Here is a 17133-nt window from a genome sequence, read left to right as displayed (position 1 = left end):
CCATGACCGACGCGATCATTGCCGTCGAGCTTTACGCGCTCGTGCGCCAGTGGAAGCCGTCCGCGATCGATGGCCACGGCGGCATCCACTGGAACAACCTCCGGCATGACGTATACGTGCCGGTCCTCGACTGGGTAAAGGACAACAACATCCTGACCCTTTACGAGCGTGCCTTCATGTACCACGATCCCGTGTACTGCGAGCTTGGGATCCTCCCCCGCGAGCCGGTCTTCCAGACGATGCTCGACTTCATGATGGGAGAAGACTTTGCCTAGCCTAGACGGCGCGCGTGATGGCTAACCTGAGGTGCTGTCTGTGCCAGCGGCCGTCTTCAGCGATCCTGCCAGTCGGGGTACCCCTGCACGTCTGGATTCGCACCGGCAACAACGCAGATTGCCCTCATTGTCCCATGGGGACGCGCCAGTAACTTGCGATGGCACTTGAATGGCAGGACGAGCAGGGGCACGGCGACGGCTACGCGGACAACGGGGCCGCGCTCAAGTTCCTTGCCCGTACCCTCGGCGGGCGGCTGAGCCAGCAGGGTCCGTTGTCGACAATCCGGACGCCCCGGGCATCGGTCGAAGTGGCCCTCCACGAGGATGTGAACTCCGTGACCCTCGATTCCGTGATCGCGGAGCCCGAGGGCACCGGAGAGGGCACGAAGCTCGTGGAGGCACTGAAGCAATATGCCGAGCGCACGGGCAAGCAGCTACACGTGAGCAACATTGCCAACGAAGGTTTCTTCAATCGCTTCCCGTGGCTCGACGTTGACCGGGACGGCGCCCTCCCCCAGGGGAGCTTCGGCCAGGCCCCGGTCTCGTGGAAGAACACGTTCTCGAAGTCCGCCGGGTGGGAGGAGTATCCTGTGCGCGTGTCTGCCAGCGAGCGGCTGCCTCGGGTGACGAAGAGCCACATCGGCTACTGGCTCGGCTGGCTGGAGGGCTACGGCTGGTACCGGCGATGGTTCACCAACGACACGAGCTACCTCCAGGCCGCGCAGAAGCTCGGTATGCACTTCGCCCGCGCCCTCGGCCGCAACGACCCCGACTACATGCGCGGCTATGAGAAGGCCCAGGCATCCGGGCTAGTGCCGGACTACCGCCTCGGCCCAGACGGGACGGCCAACGCTGATCCCAAGATGGAGTACTGGCAGCAGCAGGGGCCAGGGCTAGAGGCCCAGGGACAGGAGATCCTCGCGTGGCTCGAAGGGCTCTCGGCCCAGGATGAGCTTGAGCAGCATCAGCGCGCGCAGGAGGACACCACGCCCGGCGACCTCACCTTCCCCGAGGACTGGAATAAGGAGGGCAAACTAGCCGCGCACGGCCTCATTCCCTGCCCGTACTGCGGCGGCGACATCCAGTATCAGCACGACAACTGGGGACCCGGCCCGCGCTACTACCAGTGCGCGGGCTGCCGCCACCGCTGGCCGGACACCGAGCAGGCGCTCAAGGAGATCATGCCGAAGGGCATCGACTGCCCGCAGTGCGGCTCGGAGATGCACTGGCGAGACGGTTCCTCCCTCGGGCGCCTGTACCCCGATGGCGCCTGGGAGTGCTCCCAGCGGCGCTGCTGGCACATGCAGCGCCCCGGCGAGGGCGTGCCGAACACCGTCCCTGACATGTGGTCCGAGAAGCCCGACGATACCTTTCCCGAGGACTGGACGAAGGGGTCTAAGCTCTGGGCCGTGGCCAGCGATAACTACTCGTGGGACACCGAGCAGGTCGAGCTATGGATGGACAACGACGAGCCGACCTACACGAAGATCCGCAAGCTCTTCGAGCGCGGCATGACGCTTGAGCAGTTCGAGTCCTGGTGCATCAGGAACATCATCGGCCCGCTCAATAAGCAGCAGATTGCCGACGCCCGCGAGTGGAACGAGATCCCAGAGGATCAGCGCGTTGACCATCTCTACGAAGACCTCAAGAACAAGAGCCAGGAAGCGGCGGACTTCGTTGATTCGCTCGGCATGGGCAAGGACGTCGGCGACACCGAGCCCAACCTGATCGACCCGGACAAGGTCAACTGGCAGGAACTCTGGGACGGCCTCTACAACGAGATCAACGAGAACTCCGAGTACGAGCGCGAGATGGCCCGCATCAAGGGCATGGGTCTCGGCTGGGGCACCAACGGCGCCGATGACGACACTAACCGGCTGCGGGACGCCCTGTACCGCTACCACGGCGCTGTACCCGGTCACGATGAAGGCGGCGATGAGCGCATGGCGTGGGACGATCCCCGCGCCTACCACCGTCGCAACGTGAACGTCCCGTACGAGGACGCGAAGGTCATGGGTGACTGGCCCGAGCAGTTCATCAGCCTGGACACGCGCAACGCGATCTCGGACCACCACTACAACAAGATGCTCGCCCCCTACCTGGAGAAGGCACGAGGCTTGGCCTCTGGCGCTAACACTCCGCCCGAGCATCTAGATGAGATGGCCTTCAACCTCATGCGTCGCGAGCTTGGCAACGCGTGGACGGAGGACAAGTACGACTTCTCAGACCCAGAAGTCAAGCGCCTGACGGAGTCGGACCCTGGTGTTCAGAAGGTCATGCAGAACGGCTACAACATGCGCCTGCACGACTACACCAACACTCTGATGCACGGCATCAACATGGGGACAGCCCTTCCTCACCACGTCGAAGTCGCGCGCACGGCGCTCCAGCAGCGCGGGTACTCTGAGCAAGACATACAGCGGATCCTCCAGCAGAAGTACCGATGGGACGCTGAGCTACGGCAGCGAATCCCAGTCGCGCCGGATCACGTTCCCCCGAAGCCCCCGAGCCCCGATGATCCCGGCGACCTAACCCTCCCCGAGCACTGGGGTCGCACGATCCCGTCGCACCGGCACGGGTGGGCGGACGGCGCGCGAGCCTTCTAGAGCAGCCCTCGCACCCGGCGCTCGAATCCACGGAAGCCGTCGAGTAGCTGCACGTCGCGGCAGTAGTACGGGTCACTGGCGTAGGACGGGTTCGTGTGACCGGCCGCGAGCGCGATCACCTGCGTCAGCCGCAACGTCGGATGGTTGATCCAGAACGCCTGGATCTGCTCCAGCACGGCGGCCATGTGTGCCGGGGAGCGCACGGCCGGGTCCCTCTCGTCGCCGCCGTCGTGCCTAGGGTGCTCCATGGCCTACCTCCTATGCCGCGATGGGCTCGCGCCCTCGCTTCAGTTGCTCGATCGTCGCCTGACGGCGCGCCTCAGCCGCCTCAGGCTCCATCTGCGCCCATCCCTGCCGTGAGCGCTCGGAACGCTGCTCCGGGGTCATCCGCTCGGACGCCAGCCGGTTGACCTCGCTGCGGTCGCGCAGCGGGATGCGGAGCATCCGGAGACGACGCGCCACCGTGCTGCGCGTGACGCCGAGGTACTCAGCCATTTCGTTCAGCGTCTTCCTCTTCACAACGTAGAGCCACTCGTACTTCTCTCGCTCCTCTTCGGTCACCTTGCCGAGGAAGGTCGGCTGGCGTGGAGCCGCCTCCTTGCCGTGCCGTAGCTCGACGCCGACTTTCGCGAGATACAGGCGCACCGTGCTCGGAGAGCAGTAGTACATCCCAGCGATTTCGCGGGTGTTCTTCCCCTGGTTGTAGAGGTCGGCCATGTCGCGCGCTTCGACCTCGGTGAAGAGTGCCTTCGTCCCGCCCTTGTGCCGCCGCAAGTCTTCGAAGCCTTCCTCCCTGAGCGTGCGTCGCACGGTGGAGATGTGGCAGCCGAACTTCTGGCAGAGACGGTGCAGCGGCCAGTTCTGGTCATCAAAGAGACGGAGCAACTCGGCCCGCAACTCGGGGTCCGAGAACTTCGGCGGGTGCCCTCCTTTCCGGAGGATCCCGGCTTCCAGCAGGTGGTCACGTACGGTCTTCCGCGCGAGGCCAAGCTCTGCGGCGACCTCGTTCACGGACATGCGTTGCTCGACGTAGAGATGAGCGATGCGGCGTGTGTCTTCTCGTGTCATGGCGATATGGGGGCCGTACGTCATGCGGGCTGGGGCACCGACTAGGCATGAACAATGGGGTTTCAGGGAAGGAGGGCAGCGATGGACCGGGCGGGACAAGCCCGGCCCATGCGCCCCCTGTCAGGGCACGAGCCTCACGACGCGGATGAGACCCGCTTGGTGCCCTGCTGGATGGAGTCGGTGAGGGCGGCCATCACCTCGGACTCGGAGTTGAACGTCTGGTCGGTTCCGGCGCCAGCCAGATCGTGCACGATGAACTTGCCATCCGGTCGCGCGATGACCCGGAAGTCGCAGTGGTAGCCGTACTCGTTCTGCTGCCACTGCATGTTGAGCGGGGGCATGTGCCTCCAGTCTCCCCTGTGCGGGGGTTCCGCTGATAATCCATTCGCCAGCCGTCCCCTGCTGACCTTCAGCGTTGTACCACATCCCCGCTCCGGTGTCTCCCAATAGCTCGACGCGGCCCTGACGCGACCCCCTGCCCCGTTCCCACGGCAGGGGGCCTGGCTGTCTGTTCGCGGACGGTCGTTGGACCTGTTCCGGAGGAAGCGACCGGCGCGCTCAACATACGTCAGGGCAGCAAGACGGCGGGGTGCATACGCGAGTAGCCTGGGAGGGTCTCTTCGCGCTGCTACCCCGCCGCCCACCGTTACGGTCAGGAGCTATCCAGCACTCACGCGGGCGGCCCGTGCCTCATGGGCCGCGATACCGTCGAACTAACCCCGCTCGGGGGACGGTCCGCCTGGTCAGCGTCGCTATTTAGTTGAGGGTAGACCTCGGACGAAGCCCGGCAGGTAGCTCTCGCTCCCACCCTTCGTGCGGGTGTTGCTCCTACCGCCGAGACGATCGTAGCAGCGGGGTGCGAGACTCCTATCCAAATGTTCTCGCGCGGACAAAAGAAAAGGCCCGCGCATCGCACGGGCCTTTCTGTCTTGCTTGGTTGACGCCGGGGAGCTAGGCGGCGGCCTGCTCCTCGCCCGCCGAGCCCGGGTTCTCGTGCTCGGACCGGCCCTTGGCGGTGATCTTGAAGCCGTTGCCGTCCGGCTCGATGAGGCCGTCCTTCAGGGACGTGTCGCGGACGCGGTAGAGGTAGTTCGGGGACACGTCGTCATCGATCGCCTTGGCGATCTCCGGGATGGTCGCGGAGCCCCGCTCCGCGAGGACGGCGAGGAACTGCCCCTTGCGGTCGGGCTGTCCCGGCGCGCGACGGCGGGTGCCGGTGGAGCGGGTGGTGCCCGAGGTGGCGGTGCTCGTGCGGGCCGCCGCACGCGGGCGGGCGCTGGTGCCGGTGAGACGCGACTTCGCGTCCTGAAGCTCCAGGAACTCCTCGTACGCCGGGCGGCGCTCCTCCATCTTGGCGTCGATCTCCGCGATCGCGCCGCTGAAGATGGACTCCACGATGCTGGGGGTGGGTGCGGCCTCGGGCATGTAGTGCTTCCTCCTGATTGAGCGGGGGTGCCTGCGGTGTGAGGACAACATTATCCACGTGCATGTGAATCGTCAACCCCTTGGAGGCACTTTTTGTGCCTCGCGAGGTGCCTGAGAGGTGCCTGGGAGTTGTCTCGGGATTGATAGACGTTTCACATTTGGCTCTGTACCTGGTATACTAGGGAATATGACCCCCGCTCAGCCGATGTTCGCCGTGGACGCGAACGGCCTCGCGAAGTTGCTCGAATCACGTGGTCGCGAGTTCGCGATCTACGAGTTGATCTCCAACGCGTGGGACGAGAACGTCACGCGCGTCACGGTCACGCTCGCCCCGGTCGAAGGACGGCGTGGGCGTTGCCGCCTCACCGTGGAGGACGACTCCCCGGATGGCTTCCGCGATCTCTCGCACGCGTACACGCTCTTCGCGGAGTCCGCCAAGAAGGGCAACGCGGAGCAGCGCGGGCGCTTCAACCTCGGGGAGAAGCTGGTCCTCGCGCTCTGCGACACGGCGACGATCAGCACGACCACCGGCACCGTCGAGTTCCGCGATGGCCAGCGGATCGCGCGCCGGGGCAGGCGCGAAGTCGGCACGCTCTTCGAGGCCGTCATCCGCATGAACCGCGCCGACTTCGCGCGCACGTGCGAGCACGTGAACCGGCTCATCCCGCCGCCCGGCGTGGTGACGACGTTCAACGCCGAGGTCGTGGGCCACCCCGACGTCTGTCCCCGGGCCATCGACCCGACCCTGCCCACCCTCATCGCTGACGCCGAGGGCGTGCTCCGGCCGACCCGCCGCAAGACGGTCGTGGGCATCTACCCCACGGCGTCGGGCGAGTCGGGCTGGATTTACGAGATGGGCGTGCCGGTCGTGGAGACCGACCTCCCCGTGCACGCGAACGTCATGCAGAAGGTCCCGCTCAACACCGACCGCGACAACGTCACCCCGGCCTACCTGAAGGAACTGCGGACGCACGTGCTCAACGCCGTGGCGCGCCAACTGGACGAAGAGCAGGCGTCCGCCGCCTGGGTCAACGACGCGCTGGCGCACAAGGACATCACGCCCGAGGCCGTGGACACCGTCCTGACCAAGCGCTTCGGGGAGAAGCGGGTCATCAACGACCCGTCCGACCCCGAGGGCACCAAGCTCGCCGTCAGCAAGGGGTACACGGTGATCCCCGGGCGCTCGTTCTCGCGCGAGGCGTGGGAGAACATCCGCGCGACCGGCTCGACGCTCCCGGCCGGGAAGGTCACCCCCTCCCCCAAGCCGTACTCCGACGACCCGAACGCCCCCGTCCGCAGGGCGTACACGGGCGAGATCACGCCGGGTATGCAGGCGATCATCGATCTGACCGAGACGCTGGGCAGGGAACTCATGGGCGTCAAGGTGCGCGTGACGCTCATCAACGACTTCGGCGTGCCCGCCAGCGCCATCTACGGCAAGTTCGGCCACCACTTCGAGTACAACGTCGCCCGCCTCGGCAAGGCATGGTTCGATCAGGACCGGCTCTCCGAGAAGGTACTCCGGCTCATCATCCACGAGTTCGGGCACGAGTACTCCGGCGACCACCTCTCCTCGGCCTACCACGACGCCCTCTGCCGCCTCGGTGCCAAGCTCGCCCGGCTCGCGCTGTGGAACTCCGACGCGCTCGACCCGGAGGCGGGCGGCGTCGTCGCGCAGGCCGGTGAGGTCTCCTGATGGTGTCCTGGGAGGCCAGGCCCGGTGTGCGCGTCAGCAGCACCTGGGAGTGGCGCGGGCGCCGGGGCGCGGAGCCCAAGACGATCACCGGCACGGGCGAGATCGTCCCGACGCCTGAGCGCTACTACGCCCCGGGGTCCATACGCGACCCGACACTCGCGCACGTGAAGTGGGACAGCAACGGCGCAGTCACGCCGGAATTCGTCTCCACTCTGACAAAAGTACCCGGCGAAGGCGACGCCCGCTAATCTCCTATCATGGTTGGGCAGGGATTCCCGCGACCCTTCGCGCGCACAGGCGCGGGATGTGGTGGCCACCCCCGACGCCGGACCGAAGGCTGGACGATCTGCGACAGCACGCTTGTGGACGGGGCTCTTCAGGGAGCCCCCATCCACGGAGGCACAATGGACCAGGAAACTGCGCGTGCTGCGCCGGAACAGGTGAGCGAGGCTTGAACGCACTCGCCGTGTCGCGGACGATCCTTTCCGGCCTGGCGTCAGCGCCGGAGCCGACGCAGTCGGGCCTGCGGGATGAGTACTCTCCCGTCATTGACGCTCTCCTCGACCCTCGCGCGCAGGCGCGGATGGATGACCCCGACCATTCGCTACGCGAGCACGTGGACCAACTGCTTCAAAAGCTGGCCCATGAGCAGACAAGTCCTGCAAACCAACGCTAGAGTCCCTGCGCATGAGCGTCGCTGATACGCCCGAGGTGCTTGACCCTCTCGGGCTTGCCGAATTGCTCGCGCCTATCCGCGAGCGCTATGACGAGGCCATACACGAGTACCGCGAGCACCTGGCCGGGCTCGCGCGGACGGAGAAGGGCATCCTCCAGCTACACGGGATCCTCCAGTCCGCTGGTATGGATGTCGAGCTTCCGCCCGAGATCGAGGTGGCCCCTGCCGCGTCCGGGAAGAAGCCCGCGAAGAAGAAGGCGGCACGTCGTACCTACGTCATGCGCGCCAACGGAACCGCGACCGGCCACGGCATCTCAATGGAGGCGGCCAAGCCGTTCGCGGACGCAGTGCTCAAGTTGGTCGATGAGCGCGCCGCCGCCGGGCAGGAGCCGCTCGTCACTCAGACGGAGATTTACCGGGCTCTCGGGGAGGACCAGACCAAGGGCTCGGCAGCGTTCCGGTGGTTCCGCGCGATTGAGTTCATCGGCAAGGCTGGCCGCCAGGCGGGAGATCGCGGGTCGATGCTGATGTACTGGCGCGTGCTGAAGCGTCACGCGGTCGATGAGGCGATAGCGGCTGCCGAGCGCGCCGCTGACGAGGAGATGAGCGCTGCTGTGCCCGACGACCCCCAGATGCGTAACGTCCTGGACTTCATCGAGCAGGAGGGCCACGTCCGGGGCTGGAGCACACTCGCACGCGCCTGCGACCTCTCCGACCGAGACTTGAGCAGCGTGAAGGCAAAGCTCCGCGTGAGCGAGCTAGTAGAGGTGGACTCCTCCCCCGGGAGGTCGGCCACAATCCAATGGAAGGGAGACAGCAATGGCGGCCCTAGCTAGCCGCAACGGGACCGACACGGCCCACCTGCGCAATGCCGACTACACCGACCGCGAGCTACTGCACGTCGTGGAAGACGTAACGACGCGCGAGGGCTGGGCTACGACTGGCGAGATCGTGGAGCGGTTGAACCTCGTGGGCGAGAAGCCGGGCCATGCCGTTGCAACGCGCATGTCGTGGATGGTCCGCTATGGCTTCTGCCAGCGTCATCCCGACTACCCCGGTCAATACCGCCTCACCCGGGACGGGCGCAAGCTCATGCGCGGCGAGGTGCCCGAGGACGTGCAGTCGATCCTCAACCGCATGTCGCATGGCGACCGCGTGATGGTCATGAGCCTTATCGCCAAGAAGTCGCTCGTGAAGGGTCCCGAGACGAGCGCGAACATGATGCGGCGGGAGTTCCTGCATCATCTGGAGGCGTCCAAGGGCCGCTGACCGCTTATCGGCCATCCCTTGTAGTTCTTTAGAGTTTTCGCTAGAGTTTTCGCGGAAATCGATGAACAAGGGGAAACCAAATTGAGCGCCCAGATGAGCGTCTATCGAAGGGTCGCCGCCGCAGCCCGGAGTCTGTTCGCCCGCGAGGGCATATTCACCGAGGCCGATGTGCTCGATGCGGCGGACATCAGGGAGGAGGAGGTCAGGGAAGGTCGCAAACATGCACAGCAGGTGCTCGCTGCGGCCTTCCGCGCTCGTGATCTCAATCGCTTCGGGCCGGTGTTCCCGCCCGAGCTTGGCGGTCACGGCGATTACGTCCGGCTGAACGGGAACATCCTCTACACGCCTACGTCGCGCGTCTCCCCGCTCGCCACACCAAACGGCGACTTCAGCATCATCACCTACGCCAGCGATCCGATCTCCACGCCCAGGGGCGGGCGCCCGAAGAACAGCAACCGTGATGACATGACGGAGTGGCCGAAGCCTCCCGTGACGGTCGCCGCCGACCCTCCCTCGCCGGACGAGAAGTCCCTCCAGGACGAGTTGGCGCGTCTCCGGCGCGAGAACGCCGCGCTGCGGGACGAGAACACCCGCTTGCGGCAGAACCCTGCCGCCGACCTCCCGCCGGACCTCGTGGCCGCCCTCAAGCAACATGTGAAGGCGGCGGCGTGACGTTGTCCGGAATGCCGGTTATTGGGCGTGAATGGCACGAGGACGATCCGCTGGCGCTGGCGATTCACGACGCGCTGGTCATGCAGAGCAAGTCGCTCGGGAACACCTTGCAGACCGCGCGGACGGCGAAGATCGCGGCGGAAGCCGCCCGTCAACAGCACGCGGGGGCCGTAGACGTGTTGGAGAAGATCCGCGAGCAAGCGGGCGCGGTCTGCGACGAGTACGAGGTCTGCGAACACCGGGCCTGCCAGGCGAGCTACACGGCGTGGGCGCTCGCGGACGCCTACCTCCATAGGGGGCAGTAGGTGAGGCTCGACCAGTTCATCAAGCGCGTGCAGTACATGCTCGCGCCGGAGATGGAGAACGTCAGCGATCCTGAGGGCGACGTGGACCCCGCCTACTTCTTCCGCATCGCGGACGACAAGATTCGCCGGGTGCCCATTCCCCGCCACGCCTTCTCGTCCGAGACGACCAAGAACCTCCTCGCGGAGGTCATTGCGGACGTCACGCTCATCGGCAGGCCGGAGTTCATCTGCCTGGAGACGACGGCCTACATGGCGACGTTCGAGATGGACAAGCTGACGCCCGACGAGCAGGCGATGATCGTCGGTCACAACATGCGTCCGGCCCGCCTGCCCAACGCCAGCCAGGCCCCCAACCGCACAGAGTGGCTTCATCTGATCTGCCTCTCGCGCACCGAGCAGACGAGCTATGGATCGAAGATCACCCGGAGCCCCCTGGCCCCTCCGCAGTACGGCCGGTGGCAGGAGATCGGGATAACACAGGGGATGCTCCTCGACCCGCTCAAGCGTGCGATGGCGAGCCTGTGAGCAACGACTACGACCCGCTCTACGAGCGCTACGAAGAGAACGGCCGCACCTACGTCCGCCGGGCCGACCACCAGATCGTCTGCGACTTCTGCCTGGCGCCGGATCCTACGTGGGGCTACCCGGCGGCCGAGATGGAGATCGTCGGCCAGCACCCCGGCGGCGTGAACCGCTCCGACGACGACTGGTCGGCGTGCGAGGAGTGCCACGCGCTGATCGAGGCGCACAACGTCGGCGGGCTGGTCGAGCGCATGGCGACCTTCCAGCCGGTCCACGTGCCCCCCAATCCCGTCCTCGGCATCTACTACGCGCCGCTGCCCCTGCGCCGCCGGGTCCATCGGCGGAACGTCCTGCGCTTCATGGACGCGCGCAAGGGGCCGCCGTACCGCGAGCAATCACCTCGCAGCCCCTAGTGGCGCGTACGTGAGAGACTCTTCGCCCCGGGAAAGTGGGGAGGCCCCGGGAAAGTGGGAGCGGTAAATGGGGGCTGCCCACAAACCCAGCCCAAACTGCCCACTTTTCCCCGAAACCGATCGGCCCGTTAGTCCGGAAAGGACGCTGTAGAGCCAAAAATGACCCACTCCTGGACGCTGAGGTAGCGTGCGCGCATGTTCACCCTCGACCACGACCCTGTCGACGGCAGCCACCTGATCGTCGCCGGCGGCGAGTTGGACCTCGCCGCCACCTCTGAGATGAGCGCGATCTTCGCCATGTCGGCCGCCGGCCCGCAGGACGCCGTCGTCCTGGATCTGGTCCGGGTGGACTTCATCGACTCGAGCGCGCTGGGCACGATCCTGCGCGCGGCGCAGCAGCTTGAAGCGTCGGGGAAGCGCCTGCACGTCGTAGCACCGGACGGGCCGGTGCGGCGCCTGCTGGAGATCACCGGAACCGCTTCACGCTTCACGCTGCACGCGTCGCGCGAGTCCGCCTTCTCGGCCGCCTAGCGGCTAGGGCATCAGCCGGTCCAGGCCGGGCAGGACCTCGCCGGCCAGCCGCAGCGCCTCGGGGGCGGGCGGGAAGTGCGGGTTGGGGATCGCGACGACGCGCATGCCGGCGGCATGCGCGGAGCGGATGCCGTTCTCGGAGTCCTCGACCGCGGTGGCTGCCGCGGGATCGATGCCGAGCCGGCGCGCCGCTTCGAGGTAGACGTCGGGCGCAGGCTTGCCGCGCGCGACCTCCTCGGATGAGACGGTCGCTCCGAACAGCTCCGCAACGCCCATGCGGTCCAGCACGACGTCGATCACCTCGCGGTTGGAGGACGACGCGAGGCCGATCGGCACCCGCGCCGCCACGCGCTCGACGGCCTCGCGCGCCCCCGGCAGCAGCGGCAGCCGCCGCTCGTAACCTTGCAGCATCGCGTCGACGACGGCGCGGTTGACCTCCTCAGGCGTCATCCGGACGCCGAGCTCCTCGACGAGGTAGACCGGCCATTCCTTCGAGGACATCCCCAGCATGTCGCGCTCGGCGCCCTCGCGCCAGGCGCCCCCGTTGCCGGCGACGATGTCCTTGCGCGCGGCGTCCCACGCCTGCTCGGAGTCCACCAGGACGCCGTCGAGGTCGAACACGAACGCCGAGCTCATCGCGCGGCGGGAGTACGAGCCGCAGGCGAGTACTCCCAGCGACGCGAGCCCTCGCCGGCGATCAGATGTGCCGGGCGCTGCGCTGCCTGCTGCAGCGCGTCGAGCAGCGCCCGCATCGCCGGCGCGGCCTCGGCGCCCGCCCGGCACGCGGCGAACACGTGGCGCTTGGGCGGGACGCCGGACAGCGGGATCACGACGACGCCGGGCGGCGGCGTGGTCTGCGCGAGGCGCGGGACAAGGGAGATGCCCAGGTCGGCCGCGACGAGCCCCATGGTCGCCTGCCAGTCGCCCGCGCGGTGCGCGATCCGCGGCGAGAACCCGGCGGCGCGGCACCCCGCGTGGAAGACCTCGTCGCACGACCAGCCGACCGGCGGCGCGACCCACTCCTCGCGCGCCAGCTCCTCGAGCGCGATCCATGCGCGGCCGGCGAGCGGGTGATCGGCGGGCAGCACGGCGTCCAGCCTGTCGCCGATCAGGTCCTCGCGGTGCCAGCGCGTGTCGCCGATCTGGGGCGCCGCGGAGCACTCCATGCCGAGCATCAGCTCCGCGTCGCGGCGGGCCATCGCCTCGACCGCCTGCGGCGTCTCGAGCTCGAGGATGCGCAGCGTCACCCCGGGCGTCTCCCGACGGAGGATGCGGGCGGCGGGCGCCAGCAGGCCCGCCAGCGCCGTCGGGAACCCGACGACGCGGATCTCCCCGCGCGGCTCGCCGCCGGCCGCCGCCAGGTCGCCCTCCAGCCGCTCCAGCTGCGCGAACAGCATGTCGGCGTGCTCGAGCAGCACGCGAGCCGCTGGGGTGAGGCGCACGCTGCGCCCGTCGGGCTCGAGCAGCGGGCGCTGGACGTCGCGCTCGAGCGCGGCGAGCTGCTGGGAGACGGCCGAGGGCGTCAGGTGCAGCGCATCGGCCGCCGCCGCGAGCGTCCCGTGATCGGCGACGGCGCGCAGAGCTCGCAGGCGACGAAGGTCCACCATGAAGCGGATGTTACGGGTCAGGTCCAGAAAGTCCACTCGCTCTTGCGGGTCGCGGCCGTCATCGTCGCCGCCATGCCCCGCCGCCACGCCTTGCTCGCCGCCTCCGTCGCCGCCATCTGGGGCGTCAACTTCGTCGTCATCCACGTCGGCCTTGAGCACTTCCCTCCCCTGCTCTTCGCCGCGCTGCGCTTCGTCCTCGTCGCGCTCGCCCTGCCGTTCGTCCCGCGCCCCGGCGTCCCGCTGAGGTACGTGATCGCCGTCGGCCTGTTCATGTCGGCCGGGCAGTTCGGCTTCCTCTTCCTCGGCATCGACCAGGGCGTGCCGGCTGGACTGGCGTCGCTCGTGATCCAGCTCCAGGTCGCGTTCACCGTCGTCCTGGCGGTGATCTTCCTGGGCGAGCGGCCGAAGCCGGTCCAGATCGCCGGCGGACTGCTCGCGTTCGGCGGCATCGGCATCATCGCGGCCGGCCGCGCCGAGGCGGTCCCGCTCGGCGCGCTCGGGCTCGTCGTGCTCTCCGCGCTCTCGTGGGGCATCGGCAACGTCGCCAGCCGCAAGGCCAGCTCCCCCCACCCGCTCGGCATGCTCGTGTGGTCGAGCCTCGTCCCGCCGGTCCCGCTGCTCGGGCTCGCCCTCCTCAGCGAGCACGGGATCGGCGCGGCGTTCAGCACGCTCGACGCCGAGGCGGTCGCGGCGCTGCTGTTCGTCGTCATCGTCTCGACGTTCTTCGGCTTCGGCGCCTGGACCACGCTGCTGGCCCGCCATCCCGCTTCGCAGGTCGTGCCGTTCGCGCTGCTGGTCCCGGTCGTCGGCATCGCGTCGGCCTGGGTCCTGCTCTCCGAGGTCCCCACCGCGGCGGAGCTGGCGGGCGCCGCCGTCGTGCTCGCCGGGCTCGGCTTGACAGTCAAGCCGCCGCGCGCGAGTCTGCGGCGACTTGTGGGCCGGACTCCTCCTCGCGGTGGCGTGGCTGCTGTGGACGGCGGCGCCGGCACGGGCTGACCCGCTCCCCGGGTACCACGACTACGCGGCGATGACGGCGCGGATCGACGCCGTCGCCGCCGCCCACCCGGACATCGTCAGCCGCTTCTCGATCGGCCGCTCCTACGACGGCCGCGAGCTGTGGGCGGTCAAGGTGTCCGACAACGTCGCGATCGACGAGCTCGAGCCCGAGGTGCTGCTGGTGTTCGGCCAGCACGCGCGCGAGCACATCACGGTCGAGCAGGGCCTGTACCTGCTCGACCAGCTCACCAGCGGCGACCCGCGTGTCGTGGACCTGGTCTCGCGCACCGAGGTGTGGCTCGTCTTCAACCTGAACCCCGACGGGAGCGAGTACGACTGGGCCGGCGAGCGGCCGCGCTTCTGGCGCAAGAACCGCCAGCCGCCGGACGGCACCGACCTCAACCGCAACTGGGGCTATCACTGGGGCTGCTGCGGCATTGTCAGCCGGCGGCCGCGGGCGGAGGCCTACCGCGGCGGCAGGCCGTTCTCGGCGCCCGAGACGCGCGCGCTGCGCGCGTTCATCAACAGCCGCCGGATCGCCGGCGTCCAGCAGATAAAGGCGGCGATCGACTTCCACAGCGCCGCCGAGCTGGTCCTGTGGCCGTTCGGCTACACGCGGGCGGACAGCGCGAAGGACATGACGGCGGCCCAGCACCGGCGGCTGGCGCGACTCGGGCGCAGGCTCGCGCGCGCCAACGGCTACACCGCGGAGCAGTCGAGCGACCTGTATGTCGCGGCCGGCGAGCTGCCCGACTGGCTCTGGGGCCGCTACCGGATCCTCGCCTACACGTTCGAGCTCGGGCCCAGGGACGACTTCTATCCCGCCCGCTTCGAGGACGAGGTCGCGCGCAACCGCGAGCCGGTCCTGCTGCTGCTGGACGCCGCTACGCGACTGCCCTGAGCCGCCGCAGCGGCTTGCCGCGCAGCGACTTCACGACCGACTGGATGACGGCCTCGGACTCGTCGCGGCGCCCGTCGGTCACGGCGCCGACGATCCCGCGCTTGCGCGCGAGCACGGTCGCCATGTCCTCGTCGATCGTCTCCGCCGCCAGCAGGTACCACGCGGTGACCGCGTCGCGCTGGCCGATGCGGTGCGTGCGGTCCTCGGCCTGGTCGTGCATCGCCGGGCTCCACTCGAGATCCAGGAACGCGACGTTGGACGCGCGGGTGAGCGTCAGCCCCTGGCCGCCGACGCGCGTGGAACAGATCATCAGCAGCGGGCCGCCGGGCTCCTGGAAGGCGCGCACCGCCCGGTCGCGCGCCGGCACGTCGTCGGCGCCGACGACATGGACGGCGTCGGGGAAGCGCTGGACGAGCGCCTCCTGGATCTCGCGATGGCCGGCGAACACGACCAGCGGCTCCTCGGAGGCCAGGAAGTCGTCGATCCAGGCCAGCGCCGCGCCGAGCTTCCCGCGGGCGGCGACGCGCCGCAGCACGTTGAGCTGCGCCAGGCGCTCGGCGCGCAGCATCGCCGCCTTCTTGGACTCCAGCTCCGACAGCTCCAGCGGCTGCTCCTGCAGCCACGCGACGACGTCCTTCTCGGCCAGCCGGTAGTCGCGTTCGTTGTCGAGCGCCACGGGGACGACGACCTGGCGCTTCGCCGGCAGCTGCGGGAGCACGTCCTTCTTGAGCCGCCGGACGAAGCACGTGCGGCGCAGGTGCCAGTGGATCCGCTCTTCTGCGCCCGCGCCCTGGAAGCGGCGCTTGAAGCGCGCGCCGGAGCCGAACTCCTCCAGCCGGCCCAGGATCCGCAGCTGCGCGATCAGCTCGTCCGGGTGGTTCATCACCGGCGTGCCGGTCAGTGCGAGCTTCAGCGCGCCCTGCGGCAGCCCCTCGGCGAGCCGGCGCACGGCGCGCGTGCGCTTGGCGGCGGGGTTCTTGACGTAATGCGACTCGTCCAGCACGAGCGCCTTCGGCCGCGCGATCGCGAGCCGCTCGCGGTGCGCGTGGACGATCTCGTAGTTGAGGACGGTGATGTCGGCCTTCGGGATCGCCTTCCCGCCGCCCATGACGACGTGCAGCGAGCGGTGCGGGAGCCAGTGCTCGGCCTCCCGCTTCCAGTTGAGCTTCAGCGACGCCGGGCAGACGATCACGGCCGGGAACGCGCCGTCCTGCTCGAGCGCGGCGAGCGCCTGGACCGTCTTGCCGAGCCCCTGCTCGTCGGCCAGGAACAGCCGCCGCGACTCCAGGGCGTAGGCGACGCCGGCGCGCTGGAACGGCCGCAGCTCGCCGCCCAGCCGCTCCTCGCAGGTCAGCGGCTCGCCCTCGGCCGAGCGCGAGCGCCGCACGGCGCCGATCGCGGCATCGTGCTCGGTGCGCAGCCGCGCCAGCACGTCGACCGCGTTGGCCCCGACGTCGATCCCGTGGACGCGGATGAAGTGCTCGAGCGGCTCGAGCAGGTACGGGTCGATCGGGACCGTACGGCCGTGCGCCTCGGCGGCGGGCAGCTCGGTGAAGAGCCTGACGACGTCCGGGTCCCAGTTGACGTCGAGCTTGAAGCGCGGCTCGCCGTAGCTCTCGACCAGCGAGAGCGTCGCCGGCGCCGGCGTCAGGCCGACCTGGAGGCGGCTGGCGCAGCGCAGCGCACGCGGATCCAGGCGAGCGCCGGCAAGCTCGAGCAGCTCGTTCGCGACCTCCTCGGTGAACGGCAGCCAGCGCCGCGGACCGGGCGGCTCGTCGCCGTCGTCGCGCCGCACCTCGGCCTCCAGCTCCGGAGGCAGCTCGCCGGCGATCGTGTCCAGCACGAACCAGCCCTTGCCTTCACGCCGCGCCGCGGTGACGCGGCCGACCCAGCCCTTGACCGCACGCGACAGCCACTCCTCGACGTCCGGCGCGACCTGCAGCTCCGGGAAGCGCTCGAGCACGCCTTGGACGTAGGCGGCGGTGGCGTCCGCCCGCGGCGCCCACCACTCCTTCGCCTGCCAGTCGAAGCGGCGGCCGGGGATCGCCCGCACCGCGTCCACGACGTCGGCGCGGTATGGGAACGCGAACACGATCGACTCGTGGCCCTGCGCGTTCTTGCGCAGCTCGACGTTGTTGGCGGGCTCTACCAGGCGCATCTCAGACCGATTC

At 68.6% G+C, this 17133-nt stretch carries 20 protein-coding genes; 13 read left to right on the top strand and 7 right to left on the bottom strand.

Annotated features, from left to right (window positions below; all coding sequences use genetic code 11):
- Positions 1-2 precede the first annotated feature (2 nt).
- Both H958_RS0108100 and H958_RS0108095 read left to right on the top strand, forming a co-directional pair.
- Entirely contained in the window at positions 3-275 is a 273-nt protein-coding gene (locus H958_RS0108100; RefSeq protein ID WP_028058288.1) for a hypothetical protein, read from the top strand.
- A 158-nt stretch (positions 276-433) separates the two neighbouring features.
- Positions 434-2881 carry a hypothetical protein gene (locus tag H958_RS0108095; protein WP_028058287.1) on the top strand — a complete coding sequence of 816 codons (2448 nt, stop codon included), beginning with the start codon at positions 434-436 and terminating at the stop codon, positions 2879-2881.
- On the opposite strand, the gene H958_RS0108090 is transcribed toward H958_RS0108095, so the two are convergent.
- The 4 genes from H958_RS0108090 to H958_RS0108075 all read right to left on the bottom strand — a co-directional run bounded on the left by H958_RS0108090 (position 2878) and on the right by H958_RS0108075 (position 5374).
- On the bottom strand, positions 2878-3129 hold the full coding sequence (locus H958_RS0108090; protein WP_156027776.1) for a hypothetical protein: 252 nt from the start codon (positions 3127-3129) through the stop codon (positions 2878-2880). The two genes, H958_RS0108095 and H958_RS0108090, sit on opposite strands and share 4 nt — an antisense overlap.
- 10 nt (positions 3130-3139) lie before the next feature.
- The gene (locus H958_RS0108085) at positions 3140-3973 is read right to left on the bottom strand and encodes a helix-turn-helix domain-containing protein (RefSeq protein ID WP_081685715.1); all 834 of its coding nucleotides are present in this window, start codon (positions 3971-3973) and stop codon (positions 3140-3142) included.
- Positions 3974-4083: 110 nt separating this feature from the next.
- Complete coding sequence (locus H958_RS0108080) at positions 4084-4290, bottom strand: hypothetical protein (RefSeq protein WP_028058284.1); 207 nt, start codon at positions 4288-4290, stop codon at positions 4084-4086.
- 610 nt (positions 4291-4900) lie between these two features.
- Positions 4901-5374: a hypothetical protein gene (locus H958_RS0108075; protein WP_028058283.1), complete on the bottom strand. Its 474-nt coding sequence runs from the start codon at positions 5372-5374 to the stop codon at positions 4901-4903.
- A gap of 187 nt (positions 5375-5561) precedes the next feature.
- Here H958_RS0108075 and H958_RS0108070 point away from each other — a divergent pair, with 187 nt between their 5' ends.
- The 9 genes from H958_RS0108070 to H958_RS35915 all read left to right on the top strand — a co-directional run bounded on the left by H958_RS0108070 (position 5562) and on the right by H958_RS35915 (position 11458).
- Positions 5562-7070, top strand: coding sequence for an ATP-binding protein (locus H958_RS0108070; RefSeq protein ID WP_028058282.1), 1509 nt, complete (start codon positions 5562-5564; stop codon positions 7068-7070).
- Positions 7070-7318 carry a hypothetical protein gene (locus H958_RS0108065; protein ID WP_028058281.1) on the top strand — a complete coding sequence of 83 codons (249 nt, stop codon included), beginning with the start codon at positions 7070-7072 and terminating at the stop codon, positions 7316-7318. The genes H958_RS0108070 and H958_RS0108065 overlap by 1 nt, the downstream gene beginning before the upstream one ends.
- Positions 7319-7757: 439 nt before the next feature.
- Complete coding sequence (locus H958_RS0108060) at positions 7758-8582, top strand: hypothetical protein (protein WP_028058280.1); 825 nt, start codon at positions 7758-7760, stop codon at positions 8580-8582.
- Positions 8566-9015 (top strand): hypothetical protein, encoded by a 450-nt coding sequence (locus H958_RS0108055; RefSeq protein WP_028058279.1) that lies wholly within the window; start codon positions 8566-8568, stop codon positions 9013-9015. The genes H958_RS0108060 and H958_RS0108055 overlap by 17 nt, the downstream gene beginning before the upstream one ends.
- A gap of 81 nt (positions 9016-9096) precedes the next feature.
- Positions 9097-9687 (top strand): hypothetical protein, encoded by a 591-nt coding sequence (locus H958_RS35920; RefSeq protein WP_037409714.1) that lies wholly within the window; start codon positions 9097-9099, stop codon positions 9685-9687.
- On the top strand, positions 9684-9992 hold the full coding sequence (locus H958_RS0108045) for a hypothetical protein (RefSeq protein ID WP_028058278.1): 309 nt from the start codon (positions 9684-9686) through the stop codon (positions 9990-9992). The genes H958_RS35920 and H958_RS0108045 overlap by 4 nt, the downstream gene beginning before the upstream one ends.
- Positions 9993-10517: a hypothetical protein gene (locus tag H958_RS0108040; protein WP_028058277.1), complete on the top strand. Its 525-nt coding sequence runs from the start codon at positions 9993-9995 to the stop codon at positions 10515-10517. It abuts the gene before it with no gap.
- On the top strand, positions 10514-10927 hold the full coding sequence (locus tag H958_RS0108035; RefSeq protein ID WP_028058276.1) for a hypothetical protein: 414 nt from the start codon (positions 10514-10516) through the stop codon (positions 10925-10927). The genes H958_RS0108040 and H958_RS0108035 overlap by 4 nt, the downstream gene beginning before the upstream one ends.
- Before the next feature lie 195 nt (positions 10928-11122).
- A complete protein-coding gene (locus H958_RS35915; protein ID WP_037409713.1) occupies positions 11123-11458 on the top strand; it encodes an STAS domain-containing protein in 336 nt (111 codons plus the stop codon).
- A gap of 3 nt (positions 11459-11461) precedes the next feature.
- Here the strand turns inward: H958_RS35915 and H958_RS0108025 are convergent, their stop codons facing one another.
- Together H958_RS0108025 and H958_RS35910 are read right to left on the bottom strand one after the other, a co-directional pair.
- The gene (locus tag H958_RS0108025) at positions 11462-12094 is read right to left on the bottom strand and encodes an HAD family hydrolase (protein WP_028058275.1); all 633 of its coding nucleotides are present in this window, start codon (positions 12092-12094) and stop codon (positions 11462-11464) included.
- Positions 12091-13062, bottom strand: coding sequence for a LysR family transcriptional regulator (locus H958_RS35910; RefSeq protein ID WP_231379195.1), 972 nt, complete (start codon positions 13060-13062; stop codon positions 12091-12093). The genes H958_RS0108025 and H958_RS35910 overlap by 4 nt, the downstream gene beginning before the upstream one ends.
- A 75-nt stretch (positions 13063-13137) precedes the next feature.
- Here H958_RS35910 and H958_RS35905 point away from each other — a divergent pair, with 75 nt between their 5' ends.
- A complete protein-coding gene (locus tag H958_RS35905) occupies positions 13138-14061 on the top strand; it encodes an EamA family transporter (RefSeq protein ID WP_081685757.1) in 924 nt (307 codons plus the stop codon).
- Entirely contained in the window at positions 14021-14962 is a 942-nt protein-coding gene (locus tag H958_RS35900) for a M14 family metallopeptidase (protein ID WP_051323993.1), read from the top strand. The genes H958_RS35905 and H958_RS35900 overlap by 41 nt, the downstream gene beginning before the upstream one ends.
- On the opposite strand, the gene H958_RS0108005 is transcribed toward H958_RS35900, so the two are convergent.
- On the bottom strand, positions 14946-17120 hold the full coding sequence (locus tag H958_RS0108005; RefSeq protein ID WP_028058274.1) for a DEAD/DEAH box helicase: 2175 nt from the start codon (positions 17118-17120) through the stop codon (positions 14946-14948). The two genes, H958_RS35900 and H958_RS0108005, sit on opposite strands and share 17 nt — an antisense overlap.
- Between the last annotated feature and the right edge of the window lie 13 nt (positions 17121-17133).

Source organism: Candidatus Solirubrobacter pratensis, assembly GCF_000425945.1.
GTDB classification, from domain to species: Bacteria; Actinomycetota; Thermoleophilia; order Solirubrobacterales; family Solirubrobacteraceae; genus Solirubrobacter; species Solirubrobacter pratensis.
The sequence above is the reverse complement of the archived record's forward strand: the minus strand, read 5'-3'. Positions and strand labels throughout refer to the sequence as shown.

What these genes read in the sequence shown, in the direction of transcription:
- H958_RS0108100 (WP_028058288.1), top strand. Translation starts at nt 3, where the DNA reads ATGACCGACGCGATCATTGCCGTCGAGCTTTACGCGCTCGTGCGCCAG.
- H958_RS0108095 (WP_028058287.1), top strand. Translation starts at nt 434, where the DNA reads ATGGCACTTGAATGGCAGGACGAGCAGGGGCACGGCGACGGCTACGCG.
- H958_RS0108090 (WP_156027776.1), bottom strand. Translation starts at nt 3,129, where the DNA reads ATGGAGCACCCTAGGCACGACGGCGGCGACGAGAGGGACCCGGCCGTG.
- H958_RS0108085 (WP_081685715.1), bottom strand. Translation starts at nt 3,973, where the DNA reads ATGACGTACGGCCCCCATATCGCCATGACACGAGAAGACACACGCCGC.
- H958_RS0108080 (WP_028058284.1), bottom strand. Translation starts at nt 4,290, where the DNA reads ATGCCCCCGCTCAACATGCAGTGGCAGCAGAACGAGTACGGCTACCAC.
- H958_RS0108075 (WP_028058283.1), bottom strand. Translation starts at nt 5,374, where the DNA reads ATGCCCGAGGCCGCACCCACCCCCAGCATCGTGGAGTCCATCTTCAGC.
- H958_RS0108070 (WP_028058282.1), top strand. Translation starts at nt 5,562, where the DNA reads ATGACCCCCGCTCAGCCGATGTTCGCCGTGGACGCGAACGGCCTCGCG.
- H958_RS0108065 (WP_028058281.1), top strand. Translation starts at nt 7,070, where the DNA reads ATGGTGTCCTGGGAGGCCAGGCCCGGTGTGCGCGTCAGCAGCACCTGG.
- H958_RS0108060 (WP_028058280.1), top strand. Translation starts at nt 7,758, where the DNA reads ATGAGCGTCGCTGATACGCCCGAGGTGCTTGACCCTCTCGGGCTTGCC.
- H958_RS0108055 (WP_028058279.1), top strand. Translation starts at nt 8,566, where the DNA reads ATGGCGGCCCTAGCTAGCCGCAACGGGACCGACACGGCCCACCTGCGC.
- H958_RS35915 (WP_037409713.1), top strand. Translation starts at nt 11,123, where the DNA reads ATGTTCACCCTCGACCACGACCCTGTCGACGGCAGCCACCTGATCGTC.
- H958_RS0108025 (WP_028058275.1), bottom strand. Translation starts at nt 12,094, where the DNA reads ATGAGCTCGGCGTTCGTGTTCGACCTCGACGGCGTCCTGGTGGACTCC.
- H958_RS35905 (WP_081685757.1), top strand. Translation starts at nt 13,138, where the DNA reads ATGCCCCGCCGCCACGCCTTGCTCGCCGCCTCCGTCGCCGCCATCTGG.
- H958_RS0108005 (WP_028058274.1), bottom strand. Translation starts at nt 17,120, where the DNA reads ATGCGCCTGGTAGAGCCCGCCAACAACGTCGAGCTGCGCAAGAACGCG.